Origin of the sequence: Azospira sp. I13, from assembly GCF_003112695.1 — a bacterium.
In the GTDB taxonomy this organism is placed as follows: Bacteria; Pseudomonadota; Gammaproteobacteria; order Burkholderiales; family Rhodocyclaceae; genus Azospira.
Window position 1 is genome coordinate 38,854 of the sequence record NZ_BFBP01000003.1, and the last position, 22,300, is coordinate 61,153.

Annotated in this window: 21 protein-coding genes; 17 read left to right on the plus strand and 4 right to left on the minus strand. The window is 58.6% G+C overall.

The window, feature by feature from the left end; all coding sequences use genetic code 11:
• Position 1: 1 nt before the first annotated feature.
• From AZSI13_RS02730 to AZSI13_RS02785, 12 genes are all read left to right on the plus strand, one after another.
• Positions 2-1,255, plus strand: coding sequence for an NADH-quinone oxidoreductase subunit D (locus tag AZSI13_RS02730; RefSeq protein WP_109039664.1), 1,254 nt, complete (start codon positions 2-4; stop codon positions 1,253-1,255).
• Positions 1,255-1,728: an NADH-quinone oxidoreductase subunit NuoE gene (nuoE, locus tag AZSI13_RS02735; protein ID WP_109039665.1), complete on the plus strand. Its 474-nt coding sequence runs from the start codon at positions 1,255-1,257 to the stop codon at positions 1,726-1,728. Before AZSI13_RS02730 ends, nuoE begins: the two co-directional genes overlap by 1 nt.
• Positions 1,728-3,056: an NADH-quinone oxidoreductase subunit NuoF gene (nuoF, locus tag AZSI13_RS02740; RefSeq protein ID WP_014238060.1), complete on the plus strand. Its 1,329-nt coding sequence runs from the start codon at positions 1,728-1,730 to the stop codon at positions 3,054-3,056. Before nuoE ends, nuoF begins: the two co-directional genes overlap by 1 nt.
• A 12-nt stretch (positions 3,057-3,068) precedes the next feature.
• A complete protein-coding gene (gene nuoG, locus AZSI13_RS02745) occupies positions 3,069-5,399 on the plus strand; it encodes an NADH-quinone oxidoreductase subunit NuoG (RefSeq protein ID WP_109039666.1) in 2,331 nt (776 codons plus the stop codon).
• Positions 5,399-6,448, plus strand: coding sequence for an NADH-quinone oxidoreductase subunit NuoH (gene nuoH / locus AZSI13_RS02750; protein WP_109040009.1), 1,050 nt, complete (start codon positions 5,399-5,401; stop codon positions 6,446-6,448). The genes nuoG and nuoH overlap by 1 nt, the downstream gene beginning before the upstream one ends.
• 10 nt (positions 6,449-6,458) lie before the next feature.
• Positions 6,459-6,947 (plus strand): NADH-quinone oxidoreductase subunit NuoI, encoded by a 489-nt coding sequence (gene nuoI, locus AZSI13_RS02755; RefSeq protein ID WP_109039667.1) that lies wholly within the window; start codon positions 6,459-6,461, stop codon positions 6,945-6,947.
• 11 nt (positions 6,948-6,958) lie between these two features.
• A complete protein-coding gene (locus tag AZSI13_RS02760) occupies positions 6,959-7,561 on the plus strand; it encodes an NADH-quinone oxidoreductase subunit J (RefSeq protein ID WP_109039668.1) in 603 nt (200 codons plus the stop codon).
• A gap of 57 nt (positions 7,562-7,618) precedes the next feature.
• The gene (nuoK, locus tag AZSI13_RS02765; RefSeq protein ID WP_109039669.1) at positions 7,619-7,924 is read left to right on the plus strand and encodes an NADH-quinone oxidoreductase subunit NuoK; all 306 of its coding nucleotides are present in this window, start codon (positions 7,619-7,621) and stop codon (positions 7,922-7,924) included.
• 6 nt (positions 7,925-7,930) lie between these two features.
• Positions 7,931-9,964, plus strand: a complete 2,034-nt coding sequence (gene nuoL / locus AZSI13_RS02770) for an NADH-quinone oxidoreductase subunit L (RefSeq protein ID WP_109039670.1) — start codon at positions 7,931-7,933, stop codon at positions 9,962-9,964.
• A gap of 20 nt (positions 9,965-9,984) precedes the next feature.
• Positions 9,985-11,466 (plus strand): NADH-quinone oxidoreductase subunit M, encoded by a 1,482-nt coding sequence (locus AZSI13_RS02775; protein WP_109039671.1) that lies wholly within the window; start codon positions 9,985-9,987, stop codon positions 11,464-11,466.
• A gap of 11 nt (positions 11,467-11,477) precedes the next feature.
• Positions 11,478-12,956 carry an NADH-quinone oxidoreductase subunit NuoN gene (nuoN, locus tag AZSI13_RS02780; RefSeq protein ID WP_109040010.1) on the plus strand — a complete coding sequence of 493 codons (1,479 nt, stop codon included), beginning with the start codon at positions 11,478-11,480 and terminating at the stop codon, positions 12,954-12,956.
• Positions 12,957-13,036: 80 nt separating this feature from the next.
• Complete coding sequence (locus tag AZSI13_RS02785) at positions 13,037-13,603, plus strand: NUDIX domain-containing protein (protein WP_201262287.1); 567 nt, start codon at positions 13,037-13,039, stop codon at positions 13,601-13,603.
• A 76-nt stretch (positions 13,604-13,679) separates the two neighbouring features.
• Here the strand turns inward: AZSI13_RS02785 and AZSI13_RS02790 are convergent, their stop codons facing one another.
• On the minus strand, positions 13,680-14,840 hold the full coding sequence (locus AZSI13_RS02790; RefSeq protein WP_109039672.1) for a diguanylate cyclase: 1,161 nt from the start codon (positions 14,838-14,840) through the stop codon (positions 13,680-13,682).
• Between the two features lie 287 nt (positions 14,841-15,127).
• Between AZSI13_RS02790 and AZSI13_RS02795 the strand changes: the two genes are divergently transcribed.
• On the plus strand, positions 15,128-15,496 hold the full coding sequence (locus tag AZSI13_RS02795) for a sirohydrochlorin chelatase (RefSeq protein WP_109039673.1): 369 nt from the start codon (positions 15,128-15,130) through the stop codon (positions 15,494-15,496).
• Between the two features lie 161 nt (positions 15,497-15,657).
• On the plus strand, positions 15,658-16,053 hold the full coding sequence (locus AZSI13_RS02800) for a hemerythrin domain-containing protein (protein WP_109039674.1): 396 nt from the start codon (positions 15,658-15,660) through the stop codon (positions 16,051-16,053).
• A 10-nt stretch (positions 16,054-16,063) separates the two neighbouring features.
• Here AZSI13_RS02800 and AZSI13_RS02805 read toward each other — a convergent pair whose 3' ends face one another.
• From AZSI13_RS02805 to AZSI13_RS02815, 3 genes are all read right to left on the minus strand, one after another.
• Positions 16,064-16,660, minus strand: coding sequence for a YIP1 family protein (locus AZSI13_RS02805; protein WP_165833276.1), 597 nt, complete (start codon positions 16,658-16,660; stop codon positions 16,064-16,066).
• Between the two features lie 411 nt (positions 16,661-17,071).
• A complete protein-coding gene (locus tag AZSI13_RS02810) occupies positions 17,072-17,341 on the minus strand; it encodes a hypothetical protein (protein ID WP_109039676.1) in 270 nt (89 codons plus the stop codon).
• Between the two features lie 138 nt (positions 17,342-17,479).
• Positions 17,480-18,676: a glycosyltransferase gene (locus tag AZSI13_RS02815; protein ID WP_109039677.1), complete on the minus strand. Its 1,197-nt coding sequence runs from the start codon at positions 18,674-18,676 to the stop codon at positions 17,480-17,482.
• A gap of 156 nt (positions 18,677-18,832) precedes the next feature.
• Between AZSI13_RS02815 and AZSI13_RS02820 the strand changes: the two genes are divergently transcribed.
• The 3 genes from AZSI13_RS02820 to clpP all read left to right on the plus strand — a co-directional run bounded on the left by AZSI13_RS02820 (position 18,833) and on the right by clpP (position 22,293).
• Entirely contained in the window at positions 18,833-20,026 is a 1,194-nt protein-coding gene (locus tag AZSI13_RS02820; protein WP_109039678.1) for an HD domain-containing phosphohydrolase, read from the plus strand.
• A 205-nt stretch (positions 20,027-20,231) separates the two neighbouring features.
• Positions 20,232-21,536: a trigger factor gene (gene tig / locus AZSI13_RS02825; protein ID WP_109039679.1), complete on the plus strand. Its 1,305-nt coding sequence runs from the start codon at positions 20,232-20,234 to the stop codon at positions 21,534-21,536.
• Between the two features lie 115 nt (positions 21,537-21,651).
• Positions 21,652-22,293 carry an ATP-dependent Clp endopeptidase proteolytic subunit ClpP gene (gene clpP / locus AZSI13_RS02830; RefSeq protein WP_109039680.1) on the plus strand — a complete coding sequence of 214 codons (642 nt, stop codon included), beginning with the start codon at positions 21,652-21,654 and terminating at the stop codon, positions 22,291-22,293.
• The last annotated feature ends 7 nt before the right edge of the window (positions 22,294-22,300 follow it).

Sequence of the window (22,300 nt, forward strand, 5' to 3'; positions counted from 1 at the left end):
TATGGCCGAAATTCGTAACTACACCATGAACTTCGGGCCGCAGCACCCTGCAGCCCACGGTGTGCTGCGCCTGGTGCTGGAGCTGGATGGCGAAGTGGTGCAACGCGCCGACCCCCATATCGGCCTGCTGCACCGCGCCACCGAAAAGCTGGCGGAAACCCGCACCTGGGTCCAGTCCGTGCCTTACATGGATCGTCTGGACTATGTGTCCATGATGTCCAACGAACATGCCTACTGTATGGCGGTGGAAAAGCTGCTGGGCATTCAAGTGCCCATCCGCGCCCAGTACATCCGCGTCATGTTCGATGAGATCACCCGCATCCTCAACCACCTGCTGTGGGTTGGCTGTCATGGCCTGGACGTGGGCGCCATGGCCATGGTGCTCTACACCTTCCGCGAGCGGGAAGATCTGGTGGATGTTTACGAGGCAGTCTCCGGTGCCCGCATGCATGCTGCCTATTACCGTCCGGGTGGCGTCTATCGCGACCTGCCGGACCGCATGCCCCAGTACACCGAGAATCGTTTCAAGAATGCCGAAACGGTGAAGAAGCTCAACGAGAACCGCACCGGTTCCCTGCTGGACTTCCTGGAAGATTTCACCAATCGCTTCCCCACCTATCTGGACGAGTACCACACCCTGCTGACTGACAACCGGATCTGGAAGCAGCGTCTGGTCAATGTCGGCGTGGTCACTCCCGAACGGGCTCTGCAACTGGGCTTCACCGGTGCCATGCTGCGCGGCTCCGGCATCGCCTGGGACGTGCGCAAGAAGCAGCCCTATGAAGTCTATGCTGACCTGGATTTCGATATTCCCGTCGGCGTCAATGGCGATTCCTACGACCGCTATCTGGTCCGTATGGAAGAAATGCGCCAGTCCAATCGCATCATCAAGCAGTGCATAGACTGGCTGCGCAAGAATCCCGGTCCTGTCATCACCGACAACCACAAGGTGGCGCCGCCTCCCCGGGAGGGCATGAAGTCCAACATGGAAGAGCTGATCCACCATTTCAAGCTCTTCTCCGAAGGCATCCACGTGCCCGAAGGCGAAGCCTATGCCGCCATCGAGCATCCCAAGGGTGAATTCGGCATCTACTTCGTTTCCGATGGCGCCAACAAGCCCTACCGGATGAAGATTCGCGCTCCTGGCTACGCCCACCTGGCAGCCATGGATGAAATGGCGCGGGGCCACATGATCGCCGACGTTGTCACGATCATCGGTTCCCAGGACATCGTTTTTGGCGAGATTGACCGCTGATGCTGACTCCCGAATCCCTCAAGAAGATCGACCGCGAGGTCGCCAAGTATCCCGCCGAGCAAAAGCAGTCGGCCGTGATGGCGGCCCTGGCGATTGCCCAGGAAGAGAAAGGTTGGCTGGCTGACGAAACCATCGAGTTCGTTGCCAACTACCTGAATATGCCGCCCATGGCGGCCCTGGAAGTGGCCTCCTTCTACAACATGTACGATCGCAAGCCGACGGGTAAGTACAAGCTGACCGTCTGCACCAATCTGCCTTGTGCCCTTACCGGTGGCGAACACGCCGGAGAGTACCTGCAGCAGAAGCTGGGCATTGGCTACGGCGAGACCACTCCCGACGGCAAGTTCACCCTGGTCATGGGTGAGTGCATGGGAGCCTGTGGTGACGCCCCGGTGATGATCGTCAACAACCGGTCCATGTGTAGCCATATGAATCCGGAACAGATCGACCAACTGCTGGCGGAGTTGAAATAATGGCCATCCTGGGAGCGATCAACCCCACCCTGACTGCCGGCTGGAACGGTGATGCAGGCTGGAGCCTGAAAGATTACGTGGCCCGTGGCGGCTACGAGGCTCTGAAGAAAATCCTGGCAGAAAAAATTCCCCAGGAACAGGTCATTGCCGAAGTGAAGACCTCCGTCCTGCGTGGCCGGGGCGGTGCCGGTTTCCCCACCGGCCTGAAGTGGAGCTTCATGCCCCGCTCCTTCCCCGGCGACAAGTACGTGGTCTGCAACTCTGACGAGGGCGAACCTGGTACCTTTAAGGACCGGGACATCCTGCGCTACAACCCCCATTCCGTGATCGAAGGCATGGCCATTGCCGCCTACGCCATGGGGGCGACCCGCGGCTACAACTACATCCACGGCGAAATCTGGGAAGTGTACAAGCGCTTTGAAGACGCCCTGGACGAAGCCCGTGCTGCCGGTTTCATCGGCCAGAACATCCTGGGCTCCGGCTTCAACTTCGAGCTGTTTGCCCACCACGGTTACGGTGCCTACATCTGCGGCGAAGAAACCGCCCTGCTGGAGTCCATCGAAGGCAAGAAGGGGCAGCCCCGCTTCAAGCCGCCGTTCCCGGCCTCCTTTGGTCTCTACGGCAAGCCCACCACCATCAACAACACCGAGACCTTCGGCTCCATCCCCTTCATCATCCGGGACGGCGGTGAGAAGTTTCTCAACCTGGGCAAGCCCAATAACGGCGGTACCAAGCTGTTCTCCATTTCCGGCCACGTCAATCGTCCCGGCAACTACGAGATTCCGCTGGGTACGCCCTTCAGCACCCTGCTGGAGATGGCCGGCGGCGTGCGTGGCGGCCGCAAGCTCAAGGCAGTGATCCCCGGTGGTTCTTCCGCCCCGGTGCTGCCCGGCGACGTGATGATGGAATGCACCATGGACTATGACTCCATCAGCAAGGCCGGCTCAATGCTGGGTTCCGGTGCGGTCATCGTCATGGACGAGACCACCTGCATGGTCAAGGCCCTGGAGCGTCTGTCCTTCTTCTACCACGAAGAATCCTGCGGCCAATGCACCCCCTGCCGTGAAGGCACCCCCTGGCTTTACAAGGTGGTGAGCCGCATCGAGCACGGCCTGGGTCGTCCCGACGACCTGGATCTGCTGGATTCCGTCTGCGAAGGCATCATGGGCCGTACCATCTGCGCCCTGGGTGATGCTGCCGCCTTCCCCGTGAAGAGCTTTATCAAGCACTTCCGCGACGAATTCGTGCACCACATTGAACACAAGACCTGTCTCGTGCCCAAGGATGTCCAGCGGGCTGGTAGCGGGTTCTTCAAGGCTCAGAACTGAGGCTGAAGCGACATGCTTGAAATCGAAATCGACGGCAAAAAAGCCGAAGTGCCGGATGGCAGCACGGTGATGGACGCCGCCCAGCAAGTGGGCGTCTACATTCCCCATTTCTGCTACCACAAGAAGCTTTCCATCGCCGCCAACTGCCGCATGTGTCTGGTCCAGGTAGAAAAGGCGCCCAAGCCGCTGCCGGCTTGCGCCACTCCCGTGACCAATGGCATGAAGGTGTTCACCCACTCCGAGCTGGCCGTCAAGGCTCAGAAGGGAGTGATGGAATTCCTTCTCATCAATCATCCTCTGGATTGCCCCATCTGCGACCAGGGTGGCGAATGCCAGCTGCAGGATCTTTCCGTGGGCTACGGCGGCGTCAAGAGCCGCTACCAGGAAGAGAAGCGGGTGGTGTTCCATAAGGATATCGGCCCCCTCATCTCCATGGAGGAAATGAGCCGCTGCATCCACTGCACCCGTTGCGTGCGCTTCGGCCAAGAGATCGGCGGCATCATGGAACTGGGCATGGCGAACCGGAATTTCCATTCCGAGATCACCACCTTCATGGCCCGCACCGTCGATTCCGAGCTTTCCGGCAACGCCATCGACCTTTGCCCGGTGGGTGCCCTGACCTCCAAGCCTTTCCGCTATAGCGCCCGTACTTGGGAACTGCAGCGCCGTAAGTCCGTCAGCCCCCATGACTCCCTGGGCGCCAACCTGGTGGTTCAGGTCAAGGGTAATCAGGTGATGCGCGTTCTGCCCCGTGATAACGAGGAAGTGAACGAATGCTGGATTTCCGATAAGGACCGTTTCTCCTACGAAGCCCTGAACAGCAGCGAGCGCCTGACCAAGCCGATGGTCAAGCAGGGTGGCGAATGGAAGGAAGTAGACTGGAACGTGGCCCTCGACTACGTCGCCCACGGCCTCAAGGATGTCTCTCGCGAATTCGGCGGTGATGCCCTGGGTTTCCTGCTCTCTCCTCACGCCACGCTGGAAGAGCTGGCCCTGGCCAAGAAGCTGGCTACCGGCCTGGGTTCCAGCAATGTGGATTTCCGTCTGCGTCAGCGTGATTTCTCTGCCGATGGCAAGCGTGCCGGTACCCCTTGGCTTGGCCTGAAGCTGGCCGAAATCAAGGATCTGGATGGCGCCCTGGTGGTCGGCTCCTTCCTGCGCAAGGATGCTGCCCTGTTTGCCCAGCGTTTGCGCCAGGCGGCCAAGAAATTCACCAAGGTGAGCCTCATCGACGTGGCCGGTGACGATCCCCTGATCGACATCCACGCCCGCCTGACCCTGGCCCCGGCCGACTTGATTCGTGGCCTTGGCGCCGTGGTCAAGGCCGCTGCCCAGATCAAAGGGGTGGCGGTACCCGCCGCTCTGGATGGCCTGAATCCCTGTGCTACTGCCCAGAAGATCGCCCAGTCCCTGGTGGATGGCGAAAAGAAGGCTGTTTTCCTCGGCAGCGTGGCCCAGCAGTCCGGCGACGCCGCCCAACTGCAGGTACTGGCCAATGAACTTGGCCAGATTACCGGTGCCACCGTTGGGTTCATCGGCGAGGCCGCCAACAGCGTTGGCGGTTATGTAGCCGGTGCCCTGCCGGGCAAGTTGAATGCCCGCTCCATGCTGGAGCAGCCCCGCCAGGGTTACCTGCTGCTGCATGCAGAGCCGGAATACGACTTCGCCAATGCCCAACAGACTCTGGCTGCCCTCAAGCAGGCCAAGCTGGTGGTCTTCATGTCTGCCTTCAAGCACGCTCCGGCTTTGGAATACGCCGATGTGATGCTGCCGGTGACGCCCTTCACCGAAACTTCTGGCACTTTCGTCAATACCGAAGGTCGCGTGCAGAGTTTCAACGGCGTCGTGCGTCCCCTGGGTGATGCCCGTCCCGCCTGGAAGGTCTTCCGTGTCTTGGGCAACGTTCTCAACCTCTCCGGCTTCGCTTACGAAAGCGCCGAAGAAGTGCGTGACGAAGTGTTGGGTGCCAGTGCTGAATTCGCCAAGGGGCTGGATAACGGCATCTCCGGCATCAGTGTCGCTCTGGCAGCCGCTCCGGCCGGCCTACAGCGCGTCGCCGATGTGCCCATCCACTTTGCCGATAGCCTGGTGCGGCGTGCGCCTTCCCTGGCCCGTACTCGTGATGCCCAGGCACCGGTTGCCCGTATCAATGCCGTCACCGCAGCCCAACTCGGGGTGGAGGAGGGGGCAGCCGTTCGCGTGCGTCAAGGCGACGGTGTTGCTGCCCTGACCCTGAAGCTGGATGAAGGCACTCCCGCCGGTTGCGTCCGGGTGCCGGCTGCCCATGCCGCCACCGCAGCCCTGGGCGACCTGTTCGGCACCATTACCGTGGAGCGTGCATGATGGATATGCTTCAGCAACTCATTCAGGGCTTCTTCGGCCCTGCCTGGCCGGTAGTCTGGAATCTGCTCAAGATCATCGCCGTGGTTGCTCCGCTGCTGCTGGGCGTGGCTTACCTGACGTATTTCGAGCGTAAGGTCATCGCCTACATGCACGTGCGGATCGGGCCGAACCGCGTGGGCCCCCTGGGTCTCATCCAGCCCATTGCCGACGGTTTGAAGCTGCTGTTGAAGGAAATCATCGTTCCTTCCGGCTCTGATCGCTGGGTTTACCTGATCGCTCCCGGTCTGGCCATCGCTCCTGCCCTTGCTGCCTGGGCTGTGGTGCCCTTTGCCGATGGTCTGGGTGTGGCCAATATCGACGCCAGCCTGCTGTACATCATGGCCATTGCTTCTGTCGGTGTGTACGGCATCATCTTGGCCGGTTGGGCTTCCAACTCCAAGTACGCTTTCCTTGGTGCCATGCGCTCCGCGGCCCAGATGGTGTCCTACGAAATCTCCATGGGCTTCGCTCTGGTGACGGTGCTGATGGTTTCCAACAGCCTGAACCTCACGGAAATCGTGCGGGCCCAGGATCAGGGCATCTTTGCCGGCATGGGTCTCTCCATCCTGTCGTGGAACTGGCTGCCTTTGCTGCCCATGTTCATCGTCTATCTGGTTTCCGGTGTTGCTGAAACCAACCGGGCACCGTTCGACGTGGTGGAAGGTGAGTCCGAAATCGTGGCCGGCCACATGGTCGAATACTCCGGCATGGCTTTCGCCCTGTTCTTCCTGGCCGAATACGCCAACATGATCCTGATTGCCGCGCTGACGTCCCTGCTGTTCCTGGGGGGATGGCTGTCGCCGGTGGGATTCCTGCCCGATGGCTTCTTCTGGCTTGCTGCCAAGATGTCCTTCGTGCTGTTCCTGTTCCTCTGGTTCCGTGCCACCTTCCCGCGCTACCGTTTCGACCAGATCATGCGTCTGGGCTGGAAGGTGTTCATTCCGGTAAGCCTGGTGTGGTTCACCGTGGTTGGCGTCTGGATGATGTCGCCCCTGAACATCTGGAAGTGAGGATTACATCATGGGTGCCATGAAAGATATCGTTAAGAGTCTGTTCCTCAAGGAACTGTTGCAGGGTATGAGCGTGACTGGGCGTTACTTTTTCGCCCGCAAGATCACCGTTCAATATCCGGAAGAAAAGACCCCGCAGAGCGTCCGCTTCCGCGGCCTGCATGCCCTGCGCCGCTACCCCAATGGGGAAGAGCGCTGTATCGCCTGCAAGCTTTGCGAAGCCGTTTGCCCGGCGATGGCCATCACCATTGAAGCGGCCCAGCGGGAAGACGGTTCCCGCCGTACCAGCCGCTACGACATCGACCTGACCAAGTGCATCTTCTGCGGCTTCTGCGAAGAAGCGTGCCCGGTGGATGCCATCGTTGAAACCCGCATTTTCGAGTACCACGGCGAAAAGCGCGGCGATCTTTACTACACCAAGCAGATGCTGCTGGCCAACGGTGACCGCTATGAAGCGCAGATCGCCGCCGACCGCGAAGCTGATGCCAAATTCCGCTGACGGGACCTGAAATGGAATTCAAGACTTACGTTTTCTACTTCCTGTCGGCAGTTCTGGTTTATGCCGCCCTGCGAGTGATTACCGCCCGTAACCCGGTTCATGCCGCCCTGCACCTGGTGCTCTCCTTCTTTAGCGCTGGCGGTATCTGGGCGCTGCTGCAGGCTGAGTTCCTCGCCATCTCCATTGTTCTGGTCTATGTCGGCGCGGTGATGGTCCTCTTCCTGTTCGTGGTCATGATGCTGGACATCAACATGGACCGGATTCGTGAAGGGTTCTGGAACTACCTGCCGCTCGGCGCCATGGTGGGTTTGCTGATGGTGCTTGAGATGGGCGCCATCATTGGTACCCAGTACCTGGGCGCCTCCGAGGCCCAGGTGCCCCAGACTCCGGCGGGGGTTTCCAATGTGAAGGAACTGGGACGTCTCCTCTTTACCGAGTACGTCTACCCCTTCGAACTGGCTTCCGTCATTCTGCTGGTCGCCTTGGTGGCCGCCATCGTGCTGACCCATCGCGGTGTCAAGAAGAGCAAATACACCGATCCTGCCAAGCAGGTGTTCGTGAAGGCAGCCGACCGCATCCGCGTCTTGCAGATGCCGGCGGAAAAACAGGACTAAATACAACATGGCTGCGGCAGCCGCCGCAGCCAGCTGAAGAAGGATAAGGGAGGCCCCTTGCTTACTCTGTCGCATTTCCTCGTGCTTGGCGCGATTCTCTTCGCTATCAGCGTGCTCGGTATCTTCCTCAACCGGAAGAACCTGATCGTGTTGCTCATGGCGATCGAGCTGATGCTGCTGGCGGTGAATATGAATTTCGTCGCCTTCTCCCATTACATGCAGGATCTGGCCGGTCAGCTGGCCGTTTTCTTCATCCTCGTCGTCGCTGCGGCTGAGTCCGCTATCGGCCTGGCCATCCTGGTGGTGTTGTTCCGCAATCTGCGCACCATCCATGTGGATGACCTGGACAGCCTGAAGGGTTAAGCATCTATGGACATGAAGAGCCTTTATCTGCTGGTACCTCTGGCACCCCTGGCGGGCGCCGCCATTGCCGGCCTGTTCTGTCGCCTCATCCCACGTTGGCTGGCCCATACGGCCACCATCCTGGGTGTCGCTGTCGCCTTCATCACCTCCATCGTCATCTTTCAGGACGTCATGGCCGGTCATTCCTTCAACGGACCGGTCTATCAGTGGTTGAGCAGTGGTGAATACAAGTTTGAGGTCGGTTTTCTGATCGACAAGCTGACCGTTACCATGATGCTGGTGGTGACGTCCGTCTCCCTGATGGTGCACCTCTACACCATCGGCTACATGCAGGAAGACCCCGGCTACAACCGCTTCTTCAGCTACATCTCGCTCTTCACTTTCTCCATGCTGATGCTGGTGATGAGCAACAACTTCATGCAACTCTTCTTCGGCTGGGAAGCCGTAGGTCTGGTTTCCTACCTGCTGATCGGCTTCTGGTACACCCGTCCCACGGCCATCTTCGCCAACATGAAGGCTTTCCTGGTGAATCGAGTCGGTGACTTTGGTTTCATCCTGGGTATCGGTCTGGTGCTGGCCTATTTCGGCTCCCTGGACTACGCCACCGTGTTCCAGAAGGCGCCCGAGCTGGCCAATACTCAGATCACGCTGTTTGCCGACCGTGAGTGGGCTACCGTCTCCCTCATGACCGTGACCTGCATCTGCCTGTTCATCGGCGCCATGGGTAAGTCTGCCCAGGTCCCCTTGCATGTCTGGCTGCCGGACTCCATGGAAGGCCCGACCCCCATCTCCGCCCTGATTCACGCGGCGACCATGGTGACCGCCGGCATCTTCATGGTGGCCCGGATGTCTCCCCTGTTCGAGCTGTCCGATACCGCCCTGTCCTTCGTTCTCATCATCGGTGCCACCACCGCCCTGTTCATGGGCTTCCTCGGCATCATCCAGAACGACATCAAGCGGGTGGTGGCTTACTCCACCCTGTCCCAGTTGGGTTACATGACCGTGGCACTGGGCGCTTCCGCCTACTCCGTGGCCATCTTCCACCTGATGACCCATGCCTTCTTCAAGGCCCTACTGTTCCTGGGTGCTGGTTCCGTCATCATCGGCATGCACCACGATCAGGACATGCGCAATATGGGTGGCCTGCGCAAGTACATGCCTATTACCTGGATCACCTCCCTGATCGGCTCCCTGGCCCTGATCGGCACGCCCTTCTTTGCTGGTTTCTATTCCAAGGATTCAATCATTGAGGCCGTGGCCCTCTCCAACATCGCCGGTGCCAAGTACGCATACTTCGCTGTCATGGCAGGTGTGTTCATTACCGCCTTCTATTCCTTCCGCATGTACTTCCTGGTCTTCCATGGGGAGGAGCGTTTCGGTAAGGATCATCACGATCACCATGGCGATCATGATGACGAGGAACCGGCTGATGACCATCATCATGGCCTGGCTCCTGGCCAGAAGCCCCATGAATCTCCCTGGGTGGTGACCGTGCCGCTGGTAGCCCTGGCCATCCCGTCCGTAATCATCGGTTTCATTGGTGTCGAGCCCATGCTCTTCGGTGATTATTTCAAGGGTGTCATCCACGTCAATAATGAAGCCCACCCTGTCATGGAAGCTTTGCATCATCACTTCCACGGTGCTGTTGCCATGGCGACCCATGCCGTCATGACCCCGGTGTTCTGGCTGGCCTTCTCCGGTGTTGCCCTATCCTGGTTCTTCTACATGAAGCGTCCGGATATTCCTGCTGCCATCCAGGCCCGTTTCTCCGCCATCAACACGCTGCTGGAGAACAAGTACTACTTTGACAAGTTCAATGAAGTCGTTTTTGCCGGTGGCGCACGCCTTTTGGGCCGCGGGCTGTGGAAGGGTGGGGACGTCGCCATCATCGACGGGCTGCTGGTCAACGGCTCGGCCCGACTGGTGGGTGCTATCGCCTCCGTGGTCCGCTTCTTCCAGTCCGGCTACATCTATCACTATGCCTTTACCATGATCATCGGCGTATTCGTGCTGCTGACCCTCTGGTTCAACCGTGCCTAAGCTAGAAGACTGGGAACAATATGTCTGGTAACTTGCTCTCCCTCGCCATCTGGATCCCGATCGTCGCCGGTCTGGTGGTGCTTTCCACCGGCTCCGACCGTAACGCGCCCCTGGCGCGGGGACTGGCGCTGTTCGGTGCCATCCTGGGCCTGGTGGTCACCGTGCCCCTGTACATCGGCTTCGACAAAACCACCAGTGCCATGCAGTTCGTTGAACTGGCGTCCTGGATTCCGCCGTTCAATATCAACTATCACCTTGGGGTCGACGGCATTTCCATGCTGTTCGTCATCCTCAACAGTTTCATCACTGTGTTGGTGGTGCTGGCCGGCTGGCAGGTCATTGAAAATCGGGTTGCCCAGTACAATGCGGCTTTCCTGATCATGTCCGGCCTGCTCAACGGCATTTTCTGTTCCTTGGACGGCATCCTGTTTTACGTCTTCTTCGAAGCCAGCCTGATTCCCCTGTACCTCATCATCGGTATGTGGGGTGGCCCGAACCGGGTGTACGCAGCCTTTAAGTTCTTCCTCTACACCCTGATGGGCTCCCTGCTGTTCCTGCTGGCCCTGATCTACCTGTTCTTCCAGTCTGGTGGTTCCTTCTCCATCCTGGATTGGCACCAACTGCCCCTGGCCTTGAATACCCAGATCTGGCTGTTCTTGGCATTCCTGATCGCTTTCGCCGTCAAGGTGCCGATGTGGCCGGTGCATACCTGGCTGCCGGACGCCCACGTGGAAGCTCCTACCGGTGGTTCGGTGGTGCTGGCGGCCATCGGCCTGAAACTGGGTGCCTATGGTCTGCTGCGCTTTTCCCTGCCGATCACTCCCGATGCCTCCCATGAGTTGTCCGGCCTGATCATTGCCCTGTCCCTGATTGCCGTGATTTATATCGGCTTCGTGGCCCTGGTGCAGGCCGACATGAAGAAGCTGGTGGCCTACTCCTCCATCGCCCACATGGGTTTTGTCACCCTCGGCTTTTTCATGTTCAACGCCTTGGGTATCGAAGGTGCCCTGGTGCAGATGATCTCCCACGGCTTTGTCTCCGGTGCCATGTTCCTCTGCATCGGCGTGCTGTATGACCGCATGCACAGCCGCCAGATCGCCGATTACGGCGGCGTGGTGAACTCGATGCCGAAGTTTGCTGCTTTCTTCATGCTGTTCTCCATGGCCAACGCTGGCCTGCCGGCCACTTCCGGCTTCGTGGGCGAATTCATGATCATCCTCGGTGCTGTGAAGTTCAACTTCTGGGTGGCTTTTGCTGCCGCCACCACCATGATCGTTGGTGCTGCCTACACCCTGTGGATGTACAAGCGGGTGGTATTCGGCGCCGTTGCCAACGACCATGTGGCTGAATTGACCGACATCAATGGTCGCGAATTCCTGATCCTTGCCGTTCTGGCCCTGTGCGTGCTGGGTATGGGCCTCTACCCCCTGCCTTTCACCGAAGTGATGCATGCATCGGTCAATGACCTGCTGCAGCACGTGGCCCAGAGCAAACTCCAATAATGGAAGCCGCCATGCTGAGTAATTTCATCGTCCCCGACCTGGTTCCTGCCGCACCGGAGCTTTTTGTCCTGGCCATGGCCTGCGTCATCCTGATTGTCGACCTGTTCGTCAAGAGCAAGGAACGGACGCTGACCTTTGTCCTGACCCAGCTTACCTTGGTTGTTAGCGCCACCATTACGTTCTATACCGTCAGCTACGACAAGACCTACACGTTCGCCAACATGTTCGTTGATGACCAGTTGGCAGATTTGTTGAAGCTGCTCCTCGACCTGACGGTCATCGTGGTGCTCTTCTATGCCCGGGGTTATATCGCCGAGCGGGTTTCCATGGCCAAGGGCGAGTTTTACGTTCTGGTGCTGTTTGCCACCCTGGGCATGATGGTGATGATCTCCGCCAACCATCTCCTGGTGCTCTACCTCGGCCTGGAAATGATGTCCCTGTCCATCTACGCTATGGTTGCCCTGAATCGGGATTCCACCCAGGCCACTGAAGCAGCGATGAAGTACTTCGTGCTGGGTGCGCTGGCTTCCGGCCTGCTGCTTTATGGCATGTCCATGGTCTATGGTGCTACCGGTACCCTGGAAATTACCGAAATCGCCCAGGCGTTGGCCCAAGGTGCTGTCAATAAGACTATCCTGGTTTTTGGCCTGGTCTTCCTGGTGGCGGGTATCGCCTTCAAGCTGGGTGTGGTGCCCTTCCACATGTGGATCCCCGACGTGTATCACGGTGCGCCCACCCCGGTTACCCTGCTCATCGCCTCGGCTCCCAAGCTCGCCGCGTTTGCCATGGTGATCCGCCTGCTGGTCAACGGCCTGTTCTTTCTGTCTCCCGACTGGCAGCAGATGCTGATGATTCTGGCTGTACTGTCCATGGCGATCGGTAATCTGGCCGCCATTGCCCAGACCAACATCAAGCGTATGCTGGCCTATTCCGCCATTTCCCACATGGGTTTCATGCTGCTGGGTATGGTTTCCGGCGTGGTCGACGGCGACGCCCGTTACGCTATGAATGCCTACAGTTCCTCCATGTTCTACATGGTGGCTTATGTCATCACTAGTGTTGCCGGCTTCGGCATGATCCTGTTGCTGGCTCGGGCTGGCTTCGAGGCCGATTCCCTCGACGATTTCAAGGGCTTGAACAAGCGTAGTCCTTGGTTTGCCAGCATGATGATGGTGGTCATGTTCTCCATGGCCGGCATCCCGTTCTTTGTCGGCTTCTTCGCCAAGTTCTCTGTCTTGCTGGCCGTTGTGGCTGCCGGGCACATATGGCTGGCCATTGTCGCGGTACTGTTCTCGCTGATTGGTGCGTTCTATTACCTGCGTGTGGTGAAGATCATGTATTTCGATGCACCTATCGATAATTCACCGATTCCAGCCAGTCTGGATACCAAGCTGCTGCTGTCTGCCAACGGGCTGGCGGTCGCTTTGCTGGGGCTGTTCCCCCATGCCCTGATGTATCTGTGTGCAGTGGCACTGATCAGTTCTCTTTGAACCCACGCCGCTTTGCATCAACGCCCCGCTAGTCGGGGCGTTTTTGTTTGTCCTGTCACCCTCTTCAAGGAAGTCTTCTCATGTCAGCCATTACCGACGACAAGCATTTGCTCGAAAATATGATTGCCAGCGAGCAGGTATGGCAGGGACGTTTGCTAGATGTGAGGCGGGATCAGGTACGGCTGCCGGATGGTGCCGAAGGGGTTCGGGAGTATGTGATGCATCCCGGAGCAGTAGTGATTATCGGGATTCTGGATAACGGACAGCTATTATTTGAGCGGCAGTTCCGCTACCCGGTTGGGCAGGTGTTTCTGGAGCTCCCGGCCGGCAAGATCGATGCCGATGAGGATGTCTTGAGAACTGCTCAGCGAGAGTTGCTGGAAGAAACCGGCTATGTTGCGCAGGAGTGGCGCCACCTCGGCGTGATGCATCCCTGTATCGGCTATTCCAACGAGCGGATAGAGATCTTCCTGGCCCGTCGCCTGGAGCGGCGTTCAGCACCGCAACTGGATCATGGGGAGCATCTGGACGTGCTGGAATTGTCCCTCGAGGATGCCTTGGCGGCTATTCGCCGGGGGGAACTGACAGACGCGAAATCTATTACCGCCCTGTTTTGGGCGGAGAAGGTAATGACCGCCGGCTGGTAACCGAGGCGAGTGGCGATCTCAACCCCGGTGAGCGTTGCTGGAGGGTAAGCGCTGGGTTGGAAGTAGTACGGAAGTGTTACTGGATATCGTCAGCGACGATACGGTCCCGGCCGGATTCCTTGGCCTTGTACATCCGCTGGTCTGCCCGTTCGACCAGGGTCTTCCAGTCCTGGGCCCCATCTTCGATGCGTTCTGCCAAGCCGATGGAGGCGGTGACGGGCCTGCCGTCAGGGCGAGTGCCGAAGCCACTCTGGCGCAGGCGGCGCATGGCTTGCTGGGCCTGCTCCAGGTCGGTATTGGGCATGATCAGAATGAACTCTTCACCACCCCAGCGGGCCACCATGTCGCCTCGTCGCAGATTGTCTGCAATCGACTCCGTGGCACCGACCAGAACTTCATCACCGGCCTCGTGGCCGTAGCTGTCGTTGACGCTCTTGAAGTGATCCAGGTCGAGAAACGCCACGGCAAGGGGGGCATTGCTGCGACAGGAGATGATGAACTGAAGCTCCAGAACCTCTTCACCGCTACGCCGGGAGAATATGCCCGTCAGTGGGTCCCGGATCGCCTGGCGCACCAAGGCGATCATGAAGGCCAGCTGGGACAGCCCTGCCAGGGTTGAAACGCCGGTGATTAGGGTGAGGAGCCAGAACGCACCGGCAAAGGACGGCCAATCCAGGGTTGCCCAGCTGATGATCCCCGATACCGCCTGAGCCAGAAGCATGGGCAGGGCGAAGAGGATATTTTCCAGCAGGGTGAGGGGGAAAATTGACAGGCCAGCCAACAACACGAAAGGCAGGAAGGCGTAACCTGCACCGATGGCGGCCTGCATTCCGGTCAGTTGGTAATTCACCAGTAGCTGGTGCGTAGCGACGTAAAAAATCGTTGGGATAGCAAAGAGCAGGGCCATGGCCCGATAAGCATCGGTCAGGCTGCCTGATGGACGGTAATACAGCACCAGCAGGCCAAAGGCGACGCTCGCCAGGATGCGCATGGAGGCCAGGGCAAACCACAGCGGGAAGGGGAACACCAGATAGTCGATGATGCTCCATAAGGGCGTTAGTACCGCGAACAGGAAGGCGAACAACCGTACCCGATTGACGATCATGGTGGCCCGCCGCCGTGACAGCAGGGTCAGATGAAAATGGGGGGAGAGCAGCCAGGCCAGTTCGGCCTTGTTCAATTCACCGGGCATGAGGCCCGTGAGGCGGTGCCAGACGATATGCGCGAGTCGGCTCATGAGGTGTTTCTTTGTCCCTGATTGCTTGCCTGAATCTAGTTTTTCTTAGGCTAATACCTATAGCGCGAGGTCGCACCAAGGTCCTCCGTGAGGATAGCATCAATTGCTCGCCCCAGGCTGCTCTTACGTCGATTGCATTGGTTGCCCAGGATTCGGGAGGGTATTGTCGCAGGCAAATATGGCAAAGGTATTGAATCTTGGTTCTTGGCAACCAATCTGATGTCCTTCGGTCTTAAAACCGAGGTTAATCAATTTCACGCCCTGGTGCTTTGCCCCATACTGCTCATATGACAAAACCTGCTCTTATTCTCTTTGGCCATGGTGCCCGCGATCCCCAATGGGCCCATCCGTTGCAACGGGTCCAGCTGGCCGTGCAGGCGCGTGACCCTGCTCGATCTGTCAGCTTGGCCTTTCTCGAATTCATGGAGCCGACCTTGTCAGCCTGTGTCCTTAGCCTGGCTGAACAGGGGGTTACGGAGGCCCGCATCGTGCCGATGTTCATGGCCCAGAGCGGGCATCTGAAGCGGGATCTTCCCCTATTGATCGAGCAGGCACAGCAGCAATGTCCCGGGCTTCGTTTGTTCTTGACGGAAGCCATCGGCGAGTCCCCTGATGTAATTGCTGCCATGGCATCCCACGTGCTTTCTCTGGAATAACACTATCTCGTGCATCTTTGATGTGTGTCCTGGAGGTGCGCAGGTCAGACGACCATAGTGTTCCTCAGGCCAAGAACTGTATTCCCGAAGCTGACGGGTGAGGGGGCTGATTCCAAGGATGTGCCTTGGAGCCTTTTTGTTGATCGTAGTTCTGGGGGCTTATGAAACGTCATCCTTCCTTGTTGCAGCTATCCCGGGAGCACCATGTTGCGCTCAAGCTCGCCCTTGATTGTCGGAAAGTTTCCGGTAACGCCGATGACGCTGCGGCAGCAGTAGTATCTAGTCGTGTGGCAGCGCTTTTCGCGACGGAACTGGAACCTCACTTTCAACGTGAGGAGGCGGAACTGCTGCCTGCACTGCTGACCGTCGGAGAGAGTGTTCTGGTGTCTCGTACCTTGGCCGAGCACGAGGTATTGCGAAACCTTGCCCGACGCATTGAAGCCGGTGATCGGGCCGCGTTGGCCCCTTTTGCCGAGGCCTTGGCTGATCATGTGCGTTTTGAAGAGCGGGAACTGTTTGAGCGTGCCCAGATGTATCCGGTCTATGGCGCCGGGTAAGGCCTCGTCTTTAGCGAACAACCACAACGGCAAGTATTCCGGTCCAGGCCGGCAGTCCGAAAACCAATACCAAGCCGCTGAATAAGGTAGCCAGGCTTTCCTCGGTCATGCCCAGAAGCCTTCGGCTAGCCCAGTAGATGGTGTAACCCGCCAGGGTGATGCCCACGGTGCCGGCGATCAGGATAAAGGTGAGGCTGGGAACGGCCAGGGCAAGGGATGATAGCCAGAGGGGGATGGTCCCCAGGGTGATGACAAGGAAGGCCTGCTGGCGGGTGATGGGAATCTGAAAAAATCGGGCGGCCAATTGAGCAAAGCAAGCCATGACTACTACGGTCAGCAATTCAAGTACCAGGATGGTCAGTAGCCGTTCCCAGGAAGGGCTAGTGAAGCCATGGATCAATCGGTCGCCGTAGGCCGTCCCGGCAAAATTGACCATGACCGGGAGCAGCAGCGACAGGGGGAGGGCAATCAGTAACAGGGAGAAGATAGGGGAGGGGAGTTGCTCGATTTCCTCCCATGGCGCATCGTCAGCCACCCTGGCATCAGCTTCAGTCAGCCAGGTTGAGAGCAGGCGCTGGGTCGCCAAGGACTCATGCTGAGTTGCCATGATTTGCCTCCCTTCTCCCGATGCATACAAACGCATTGTTATTTGCCGAATGTCATTAACTATCACGCCATCATAGGAATAATCTTTCCCCTTGTCTTTAGCCGATTGGTAATAGTTTCAAATGGTTGCGCCGGATTTCTTGATTCATGTCGAATCGCCGGAAATGTCACCCGGGCGGTACTGGCGTGAATGCGGCTTTGGGCTGTGTTACGGAAAGGGGTAAGGCGAACAGGCTTGGAAAGTATCGTCAGGGCTCACGACTGACGGGCTTTTCAGGCCTGGATTGGAGAGGGCTGCGTGAATGGGGGGCAATATATGCCTTTCGCTCCCTGGAACAGGATGGGATTCGGCCCCTCTGGACCCTTTGGCAAGGCCGAATCCCGGCCGGTTTAGGGCCGGCCATGGGCGCCCTCAGGGGCTGGGCGTCAAAGGGTGGCTGTTCTGGAAATGGCGGTAAGTTTGAGACAGGGCGCTGGCCTTTTCCATCTCGCCATGCTCAAGGGCCGTGGCGATGTTGTCCAGCAACATGGAATGTAAATCACGCACTCCGTCAGGAGTCGTCAGCAACGTGTCGCAAAGTTCGGCGGCAACGATGACAGGGATGTGCTCGTGTTCAGCAATGGCGGAAATCTCGGATTGATCCATATCGCAGAAATCGAGGCAGTCTTTGAGGGACAGCATGAAAATCTCCTCCTGTATCACTTGACGGTCTGTTGGGCTCTGCCCTGCGCAAATATTGGGCGGCCATGCTTGTGCTGTATCGTTTTTATAGGACCGTCCCCCTTTTTCGAGTGTTATGGGTAGGAGAACACTTTCATCTTAGCCTACCGGAGATGATGTGCAAGGGGTCTGGGGGTGAGAATTCATGTGGCTTTGCAGCAATTGCGCCAAGGCTTGGCGAAGCCGCTCGGCGCACTCGCGGGCGGACCATTCCTGCACGTAAGTACGCGCTTCGGCGGAGAGGCTCTGGTGCAATTCTCTGTTCCGTAGCAGTCCAGTGAGGCTGTCTGCAAAATCCTGGGGGTTGTCTGCCGGGGACAGGGCGCCCCTTCCTGGTTCAAGGATGTCGCGAGTACCCATGATGGACAGGGCTACAACGGGAATGCCCTCTGCCATGGCTTCCAGCAGGACCAGGCCTTGGGTTTCGGTGCGTGAGGCAAAGACAAAGGCGTTGGCGGCTGCATAGCAGGAAGGAAGTTCATCGCGGCGATGCAGATACCCGACAAACCGAACTTTGTCGGCAGTACCCAGCGTCTCTGCCTGTTGTCGCAGGCTGGCCAGGGCCGGACCCTCGCCAGCCACCACAAGGTGCAGGTCAGGGATTTGGTTCAAGGCGTGGCGATGGGCTTCGAGCAAGAAGCCAATGTTCTTCTCTCCTGCCACTCGTCCGACAAACAGGGCAATCGGCACTTCGGGCCCAAGCCCCAGTCGGGCCCTGAACGCCAGGCCGTCGCCCTTGCCGAAATGGGCCAGGGGGATACCTGTCGGCACCACCCGTGTGGGGGCCGATATGCCGTAGGCTGCCAGAGTCTCGGCCATCGCCCGTGATGGCACGATGACACCGGCCAGTGCATTGCATTGCCGGCGGGAGAAAAGACGGGCAAATTGCCTTAGCAAGTACTTGGGGACGAAGTGAATGTAGTGGTGCAGGTATTCCTCAAACAGGGTGTGGTAGGTCTCAATGCAGGGAATGCCCAGTTTCTTCCCCAGGGCGACTCCGGCATAGTGGGCAATGAAGGGCGTCTGGATGTGAATCACATCCACCTTCATGCGCCGAATCAGGGCTTCCTGCGCCAGGATGGTGCCCAATTCCATGCGCCGATCTTCCGGGTCGAAGGGGATTCGATGGGATGGGATGCGGATGATCCCTTCCTCTTCCGTCGCACCCGGATAGTCCGGAACCATCAGGGTGACCTGGTCACCAACCGCCTGGAACTCCTGGCGGAAAGTCTCGATGGAGGTGGATACGCCGTTAATACGCGGGAAATACACGTCGGATAGCATCAGGATGTGCATAGTCGCCCCCTGCAAAAGATCCTACCCTAGCGACTGTGGATTACCGCAGTGTGGTCGATTTATGGCAAGTTCTTTGCTCTAAGTAAGCCTGAAGTCATATTGCGCCCCTAAATTCAGGCTTCATATAATGCCCGACCAAACCGATTATCTCCGCCCATGTCTGTGACCACGGCCTTTCCCCTGGCGAATCCCCCCATGCACCTGCACGAAGAACCCGTCTTTTCCCATGAGGACGGGCTCGACCTGTTGCATCAGGCTTTGCCGCTGCAGGAAAAGCTTGAGTCGCTGCATGCCCATATTCGGCGTGACCTGCCGTTTGTGGATCGTATTGCCGTAGCTGCCTACGAGCCGCTGACAGACAATCTCAAGACTTTCCTGCATTCCAGTGGTCTCGGCGAGGTGCCGCTCTCCTTCTATGAAAGCAAGCTTTCCGCCTCCCATTCCCTGTCCGAGATTGCCGCCACCCGCCGGCCCCGGGTCATCAACGACATTGATGCCTACCCTGTAGAGCCGGTCAAGGAGCACGCCCGGCGCATCCGCAGCAGTGGGTTCGGTGCCAGTTACACCATGCCGGTCTGCCACAACGGAGCCTTGTATGGGTTCCTGTTCTTCAATTCCCGCCAGAAGTGGGTATTCGACGCCCGCGCCCTGCACCATCTCAATATGCTGGGCCATCATCTTTCCCTCATGGTGGTCAATGAACTGGCCTGTCTGCGCACCCTGATGGCCTCGGTACGTACCGTGACCCAGATTGCACAGGTCCGGGATTTTGAAACCGGCGCCCATCTGGAGCGCATGGCCCATTACTCCCGCATCATCGCCCAGGAAGTGGCACCCCGCTTCAAGCTGGATGATGCCTTCATCGAGTATCTTTACCTCTTTGCGCCTCTGCACGACATCGGCAAGGTGGCGGTGCCGGACTCCTTGCTGCTCAAGCCGGGCAAACTGGAGCCGGAAGAGTTTGCCCGCATCCAGGAACATACCGTCAAGGGGCTGCAGATTGTCGATGCCATGCTGGATAACTTTGGCATTCAGGGCATGCAGCGTTCCGACATGCTGCGCAACATCGTCCTGCACCATCATGAATCCCTGGACGGCAGTGGCTATCCCTACCGTCTGGAAGGGGATGCCATTCCGGTGGAGGCCCGTATCGTCGCAGTGGCCGACGTTTTTGATGCCTTGACCAGCGAACGCCCCTACAAGAATGCCTGGAGCAACCAGGAAGCCTTCAATATGCTGGCTGAGCTGGCAGGCCGCAAGTTCGATCACGACTGCGTTGACGCCTTGCTCCGCAACCGGGCGGAGATCGAACGCATTCAATCCCAATTCGCCGAGGACCTCCTGGGCTAGATGCACGATACCAGCCCCTTGTATCCTCTGGCAGCCGTCGAGTGCGGTGAATCGGATTGGGCAGGGTGTCTGATATAATGCGCCGCTGGAAAAACCCGGGGGAGGGGCGAAAAGCCTTCGGGAGTGGCGAAAAATCGCCCTTTGTGCCCTCTCTCCATCACGATCTGGCGGTTGTTGCCGCCCCTGTTGTTACTAAGGAAAACCCATGCAAGAGAACTCCCAAGTCTCCAGCGCTCTGGAACGCCGCCTGGATATCGCCGTCGCCATCGCCGACCTGGACAAGGACGTGGATGCCCGCCTGAAGCGGATGGGCAAGACCGTCAAGCTGCCCGGCTTCCGTCCTGGCAAAGTGCCGTTCAACATGGTTAAGCAACAGTACGGTGCCCAGGCCCGCCACGAAGCCCTGGCTGATGCCGTGGACAAGGCCTTCGGCGAAGCCGTGACTGCCCAAAAGCTGCGCGTTGCCGGCTATCCCCGTATCGAAGCCAAGCAGACCGACAGCGCCACCCACGTGGAATTCTCCGCTGTGTTTGAGGTGTATCCCGAAATCACCCTGGGCGACGTGGCTGCCACCGAAGTGGAGCGTCTGGCATTCGAAGTCGGCGCAGCCGAAGTGGACAAGACCCTGGACATCCTGCGTAAGCAGCGCGTGACCTTTGAAAAGGCCGATCGCGCTGCCGCCAAGGGCGACCGCGTCGTGATCGATTTCCTGGGTAAGAAGGATGGCGTGGCCTTCCAGGGTGGCCAGGCCGCTGATTACCCGTTCGTGCTCGGTGAGGGCATGATGCTGGCTGATTTTGAAACCAATGTGGAAGGCCTCAAGGCTGGTGAAGCCAAGACTTTCGACATGACTTTCCCCGAAGATTATTTTGCCAAGGACCTGGCCGGCCAGGCCGTGCAGTTCGAAATCACCGTCAAGGAAGTCCAGGGCGCCAAGTTGCCCGAGGTGGATGGCGAGTTTGCCAAGCTGATGGGCATCGCCGACGGCGACGTGGAAAAGATGCGTGCCGAAATCCAGACCAACCTGGGTCGTGAAGTGAAGAAGCGCATCCAGGCCCGGACCAAGGACCAGGTCATGGAAGCCCTGCTCAAGGCCAACCCCATTGACGTGCCCAACGCCCTCATTGAAGGCGAAGTGGAGCGTCTGATGCAGGCTGCCAAGGCCGACATGGAAGCCCGCGGCTTCAAGGGCAAGGACCTGCCGGTGAAGCCCGAATGGTTTGCCGATCAGGCCAAGCGCCGCGTCACCCTGGGCCTGGTGCTGGCCGAGCTGGTGAAGGTGGAGAATCTCTACGCCAAGCCTGAGCAGATCAAGGTCATGGTGGAAGAGGCTGCTCAGTCCTACGAGAACCCTGATGAAGTGGTGAAGTGGTACTACGCCCAGCCCCAGCGTCTGGCCGAAGTGGAGGCCGTGGTGGTGGAAGATAACGTGGTAAGCTGGGTCCTGGAACGGGCCAAGGTGACCGACAAGGCAGCCGACTTCGACGAACTGATGGGTCGTCGGGCCTAACAGGCGCTTCGTCTCTGTAGAAGAATACGCAGGGGCTGCAGATTTTGCGGCCCCTGCGTCATAATGGATCACCGCAACGTCCCAAGCCCCCAAACTGAAAACAGAGGATGCAGGTATGAAGATCGATAACAGCAGCCAGTGGGATCCCCAGGCCCTGGGACTGGTGCCTATGGTGGTTGAGCAGAGCGGCCGCGGTGAACGGGCGTTTGATATTTATTCCCGCCTCCTGAAGGAGCGGGTGGTGTTCTTGGTGGGGCCGGTCAACGATGCCTCCGCCAATCTCGTCGTCGCCCAGTTGCTGTTTCTGGAAGCGGATAATCCCGACAAGGACATCTTCTTCTACATCAATTCTCCCGGTGGCTCCGTCACTGCGGGCCTGTCGATCTACGACACCATGCAGTTCATCAAGCCCGATGTCTCTACCCTGTGCATGGGCCAGGCTGCCTCCATGGGTGCTTTCCTGCTCAACGCCGGTGCCAAGGGCAAGCGTTTTGCCCTGCCCAACTCCCGCGTGATGATCCATCAGCCCATGGGTGGCTTCCAGGGGCAGGCTTCGGACATCGAAATCCACGCCAAGGAGATTCTCTCCCTGCGCGCCAAACTGAATGAAATCATGGCCCACCACAGTGGCCAGCCGGTCGATCGTATTGAAAAAGATACCGACCGTGACAATTTCCTGTCTGCCGCAGAAGCGGTGGAATATGGCCTGATCGACCGCGTGCTAACCCGCCGTGGCGACACCCAGGAAGCGAAATAAGGCAGGG

What these genes read in the sequence shown, in the direction of transcription:
- AZSI13_RS02790 (WP_109039672.1), bottom strand. Translation starts at nt 14,840, where the DNA reads ATGAGCCGACTCGCGCATATCGTCTGGCACCGCCTCACGGGCCTCATG.
- AZSI13_RS02730 (WP_109039664.1), top strand. Translation starts at nt 2, where the DNA reads ATGGCCGAAATTCGTAACTACACCATGAACTTCGGGCCGCAGCACCCT.
- tig (WP_109039679.1), top strand. Translation starts at nt 20,232, where the DNA reads ATGCAAGAGAACTCCCAAGTCTCCAGCGCTCTGGAACGCCGCCTGGAT.
- AZSI13_RS02800 (WP_109039674.1), top strand. Translation starts at nt 15,658, where the DNA reads ATGAAACGTCATCCTTCCTTGTTGCAGCTATCCCGGGAGCACCATGTT.
- clpP (WP_109039680.1), top strand. Translation starts at nt 21,652, where the DNA reads ATGAAGATCGATAACAGCAGCCAGTGGGATCCCCAGGCCCTGGGACTG.
- nuoF (WP_014238060.1), top strand. Translation starts at nt 1,728, where the DNA reads ATGGCCATCCTGGGAGCGATCAACCCCACCCTGACTGCCGGCTGGAAC.
- AZSI13_RS02760 (WP_109039668.1), top strand. Translation starts at nt 6,959, where the DNA reads ATGGAATTCAAGACTTACGTTTTCTACTTCCTGTCGGCAGTTCTGGTT.
- AZSI13_RS02820 (WP_109039678.1), top strand. Translation starts at nt 18,833, where the DNA reads ATGTCTGTGACCACGGCCTTTCCCCTGGCGAATCCCCCCATGCACCTG.
- nuoH (WP_109040009.1), top strand. Translation starts at nt 5,399, where the DNA reads ATGGATATGCTTCAGCAACTCATTCAGGGCTTCTTCGGCCCTGCCTGG.
- AZSI13_RS02775 (WP_109039671.1), top strand. Translation starts at nt 9,985, where the DNA reads ATGTCTGGTAACTTGCTCTCCCTCGCCATCTGGATCCCGATCGTCGCC.
- AZSI13_RS02810 (WP_109039676.1), bottom strand. Translation starts at nt 17,341, where the DNA reads ATGCTGTCCCTCAAAGACTGCCTCGATTTCTGCGATATGGATCAATCC.
- AZSI13_RS02795 (WP_109039673.1), top strand. Translation starts at nt 15,128, where the DNA reads ATGACAAAACCTGCTCTTATTCTCTTTGGCCATGGTGCCCGCGATCCC.
- nuoN (WP_109040010.1), top strand. Translation starts at nt 11,478, where the DNA reads ATGCTGAGTAATTTCATCGTCCCCGACCTGGTTCCTGCCGCACCGGAG.
- AZSI13_RS02815 (WP_109039677.1), bottom strand. Translation starts at nt 18,676, where the DNA reads ATGCACATCCTGATGCTATCCGACGTGTATTTCCCGCGTATTAACGGC.
- nuoL (WP_109039670.1), top strand. Translation starts at nt 7,931, where the DNA reads ATGGACATGAAGAGCCTTTATCTGCTGGTACCTCTGGCACCCCTGGCG.
- nuoG (WP_109039666.1), top strand. Translation starts at nt 3,069, where the DNA reads ATGCTTGAAATCGAAATCGACGGCAAAAAAGCCGAAGTGCCGGATGGC.
- nuoI (WP_109039667.1), top strand. Translation starts at nt 6,459, where the DNA reads ATGGGTGCCATGAAAGATATCGTTAAGAGTCTGTTCCTCAAGGAACTG.
- AZSI13_RS02785 (WP_201262287.1), top strand. Translation starts at nt 13,037, where the DNA reads ATGTCAGCCATTACCGACGACAAGCATTTGCTCGAAAATATGATTGCC.
- AZSI13_RS02805 (WP_165833276.1), bottom strand. Translation starts at nt 16,660, where the DNA reads ATGGCAACTCAGCATGAGTCCTTGGCGACCCAGCGCCTGCTCTCAACC.
- nuoE (WP_109039665.1), top strand. Translation starts at nt 1,255, where the DNA reads ATGCTGACTCCCGAATCCCTCAAGAAGATCGACCGCGAGGTCGCCAAG.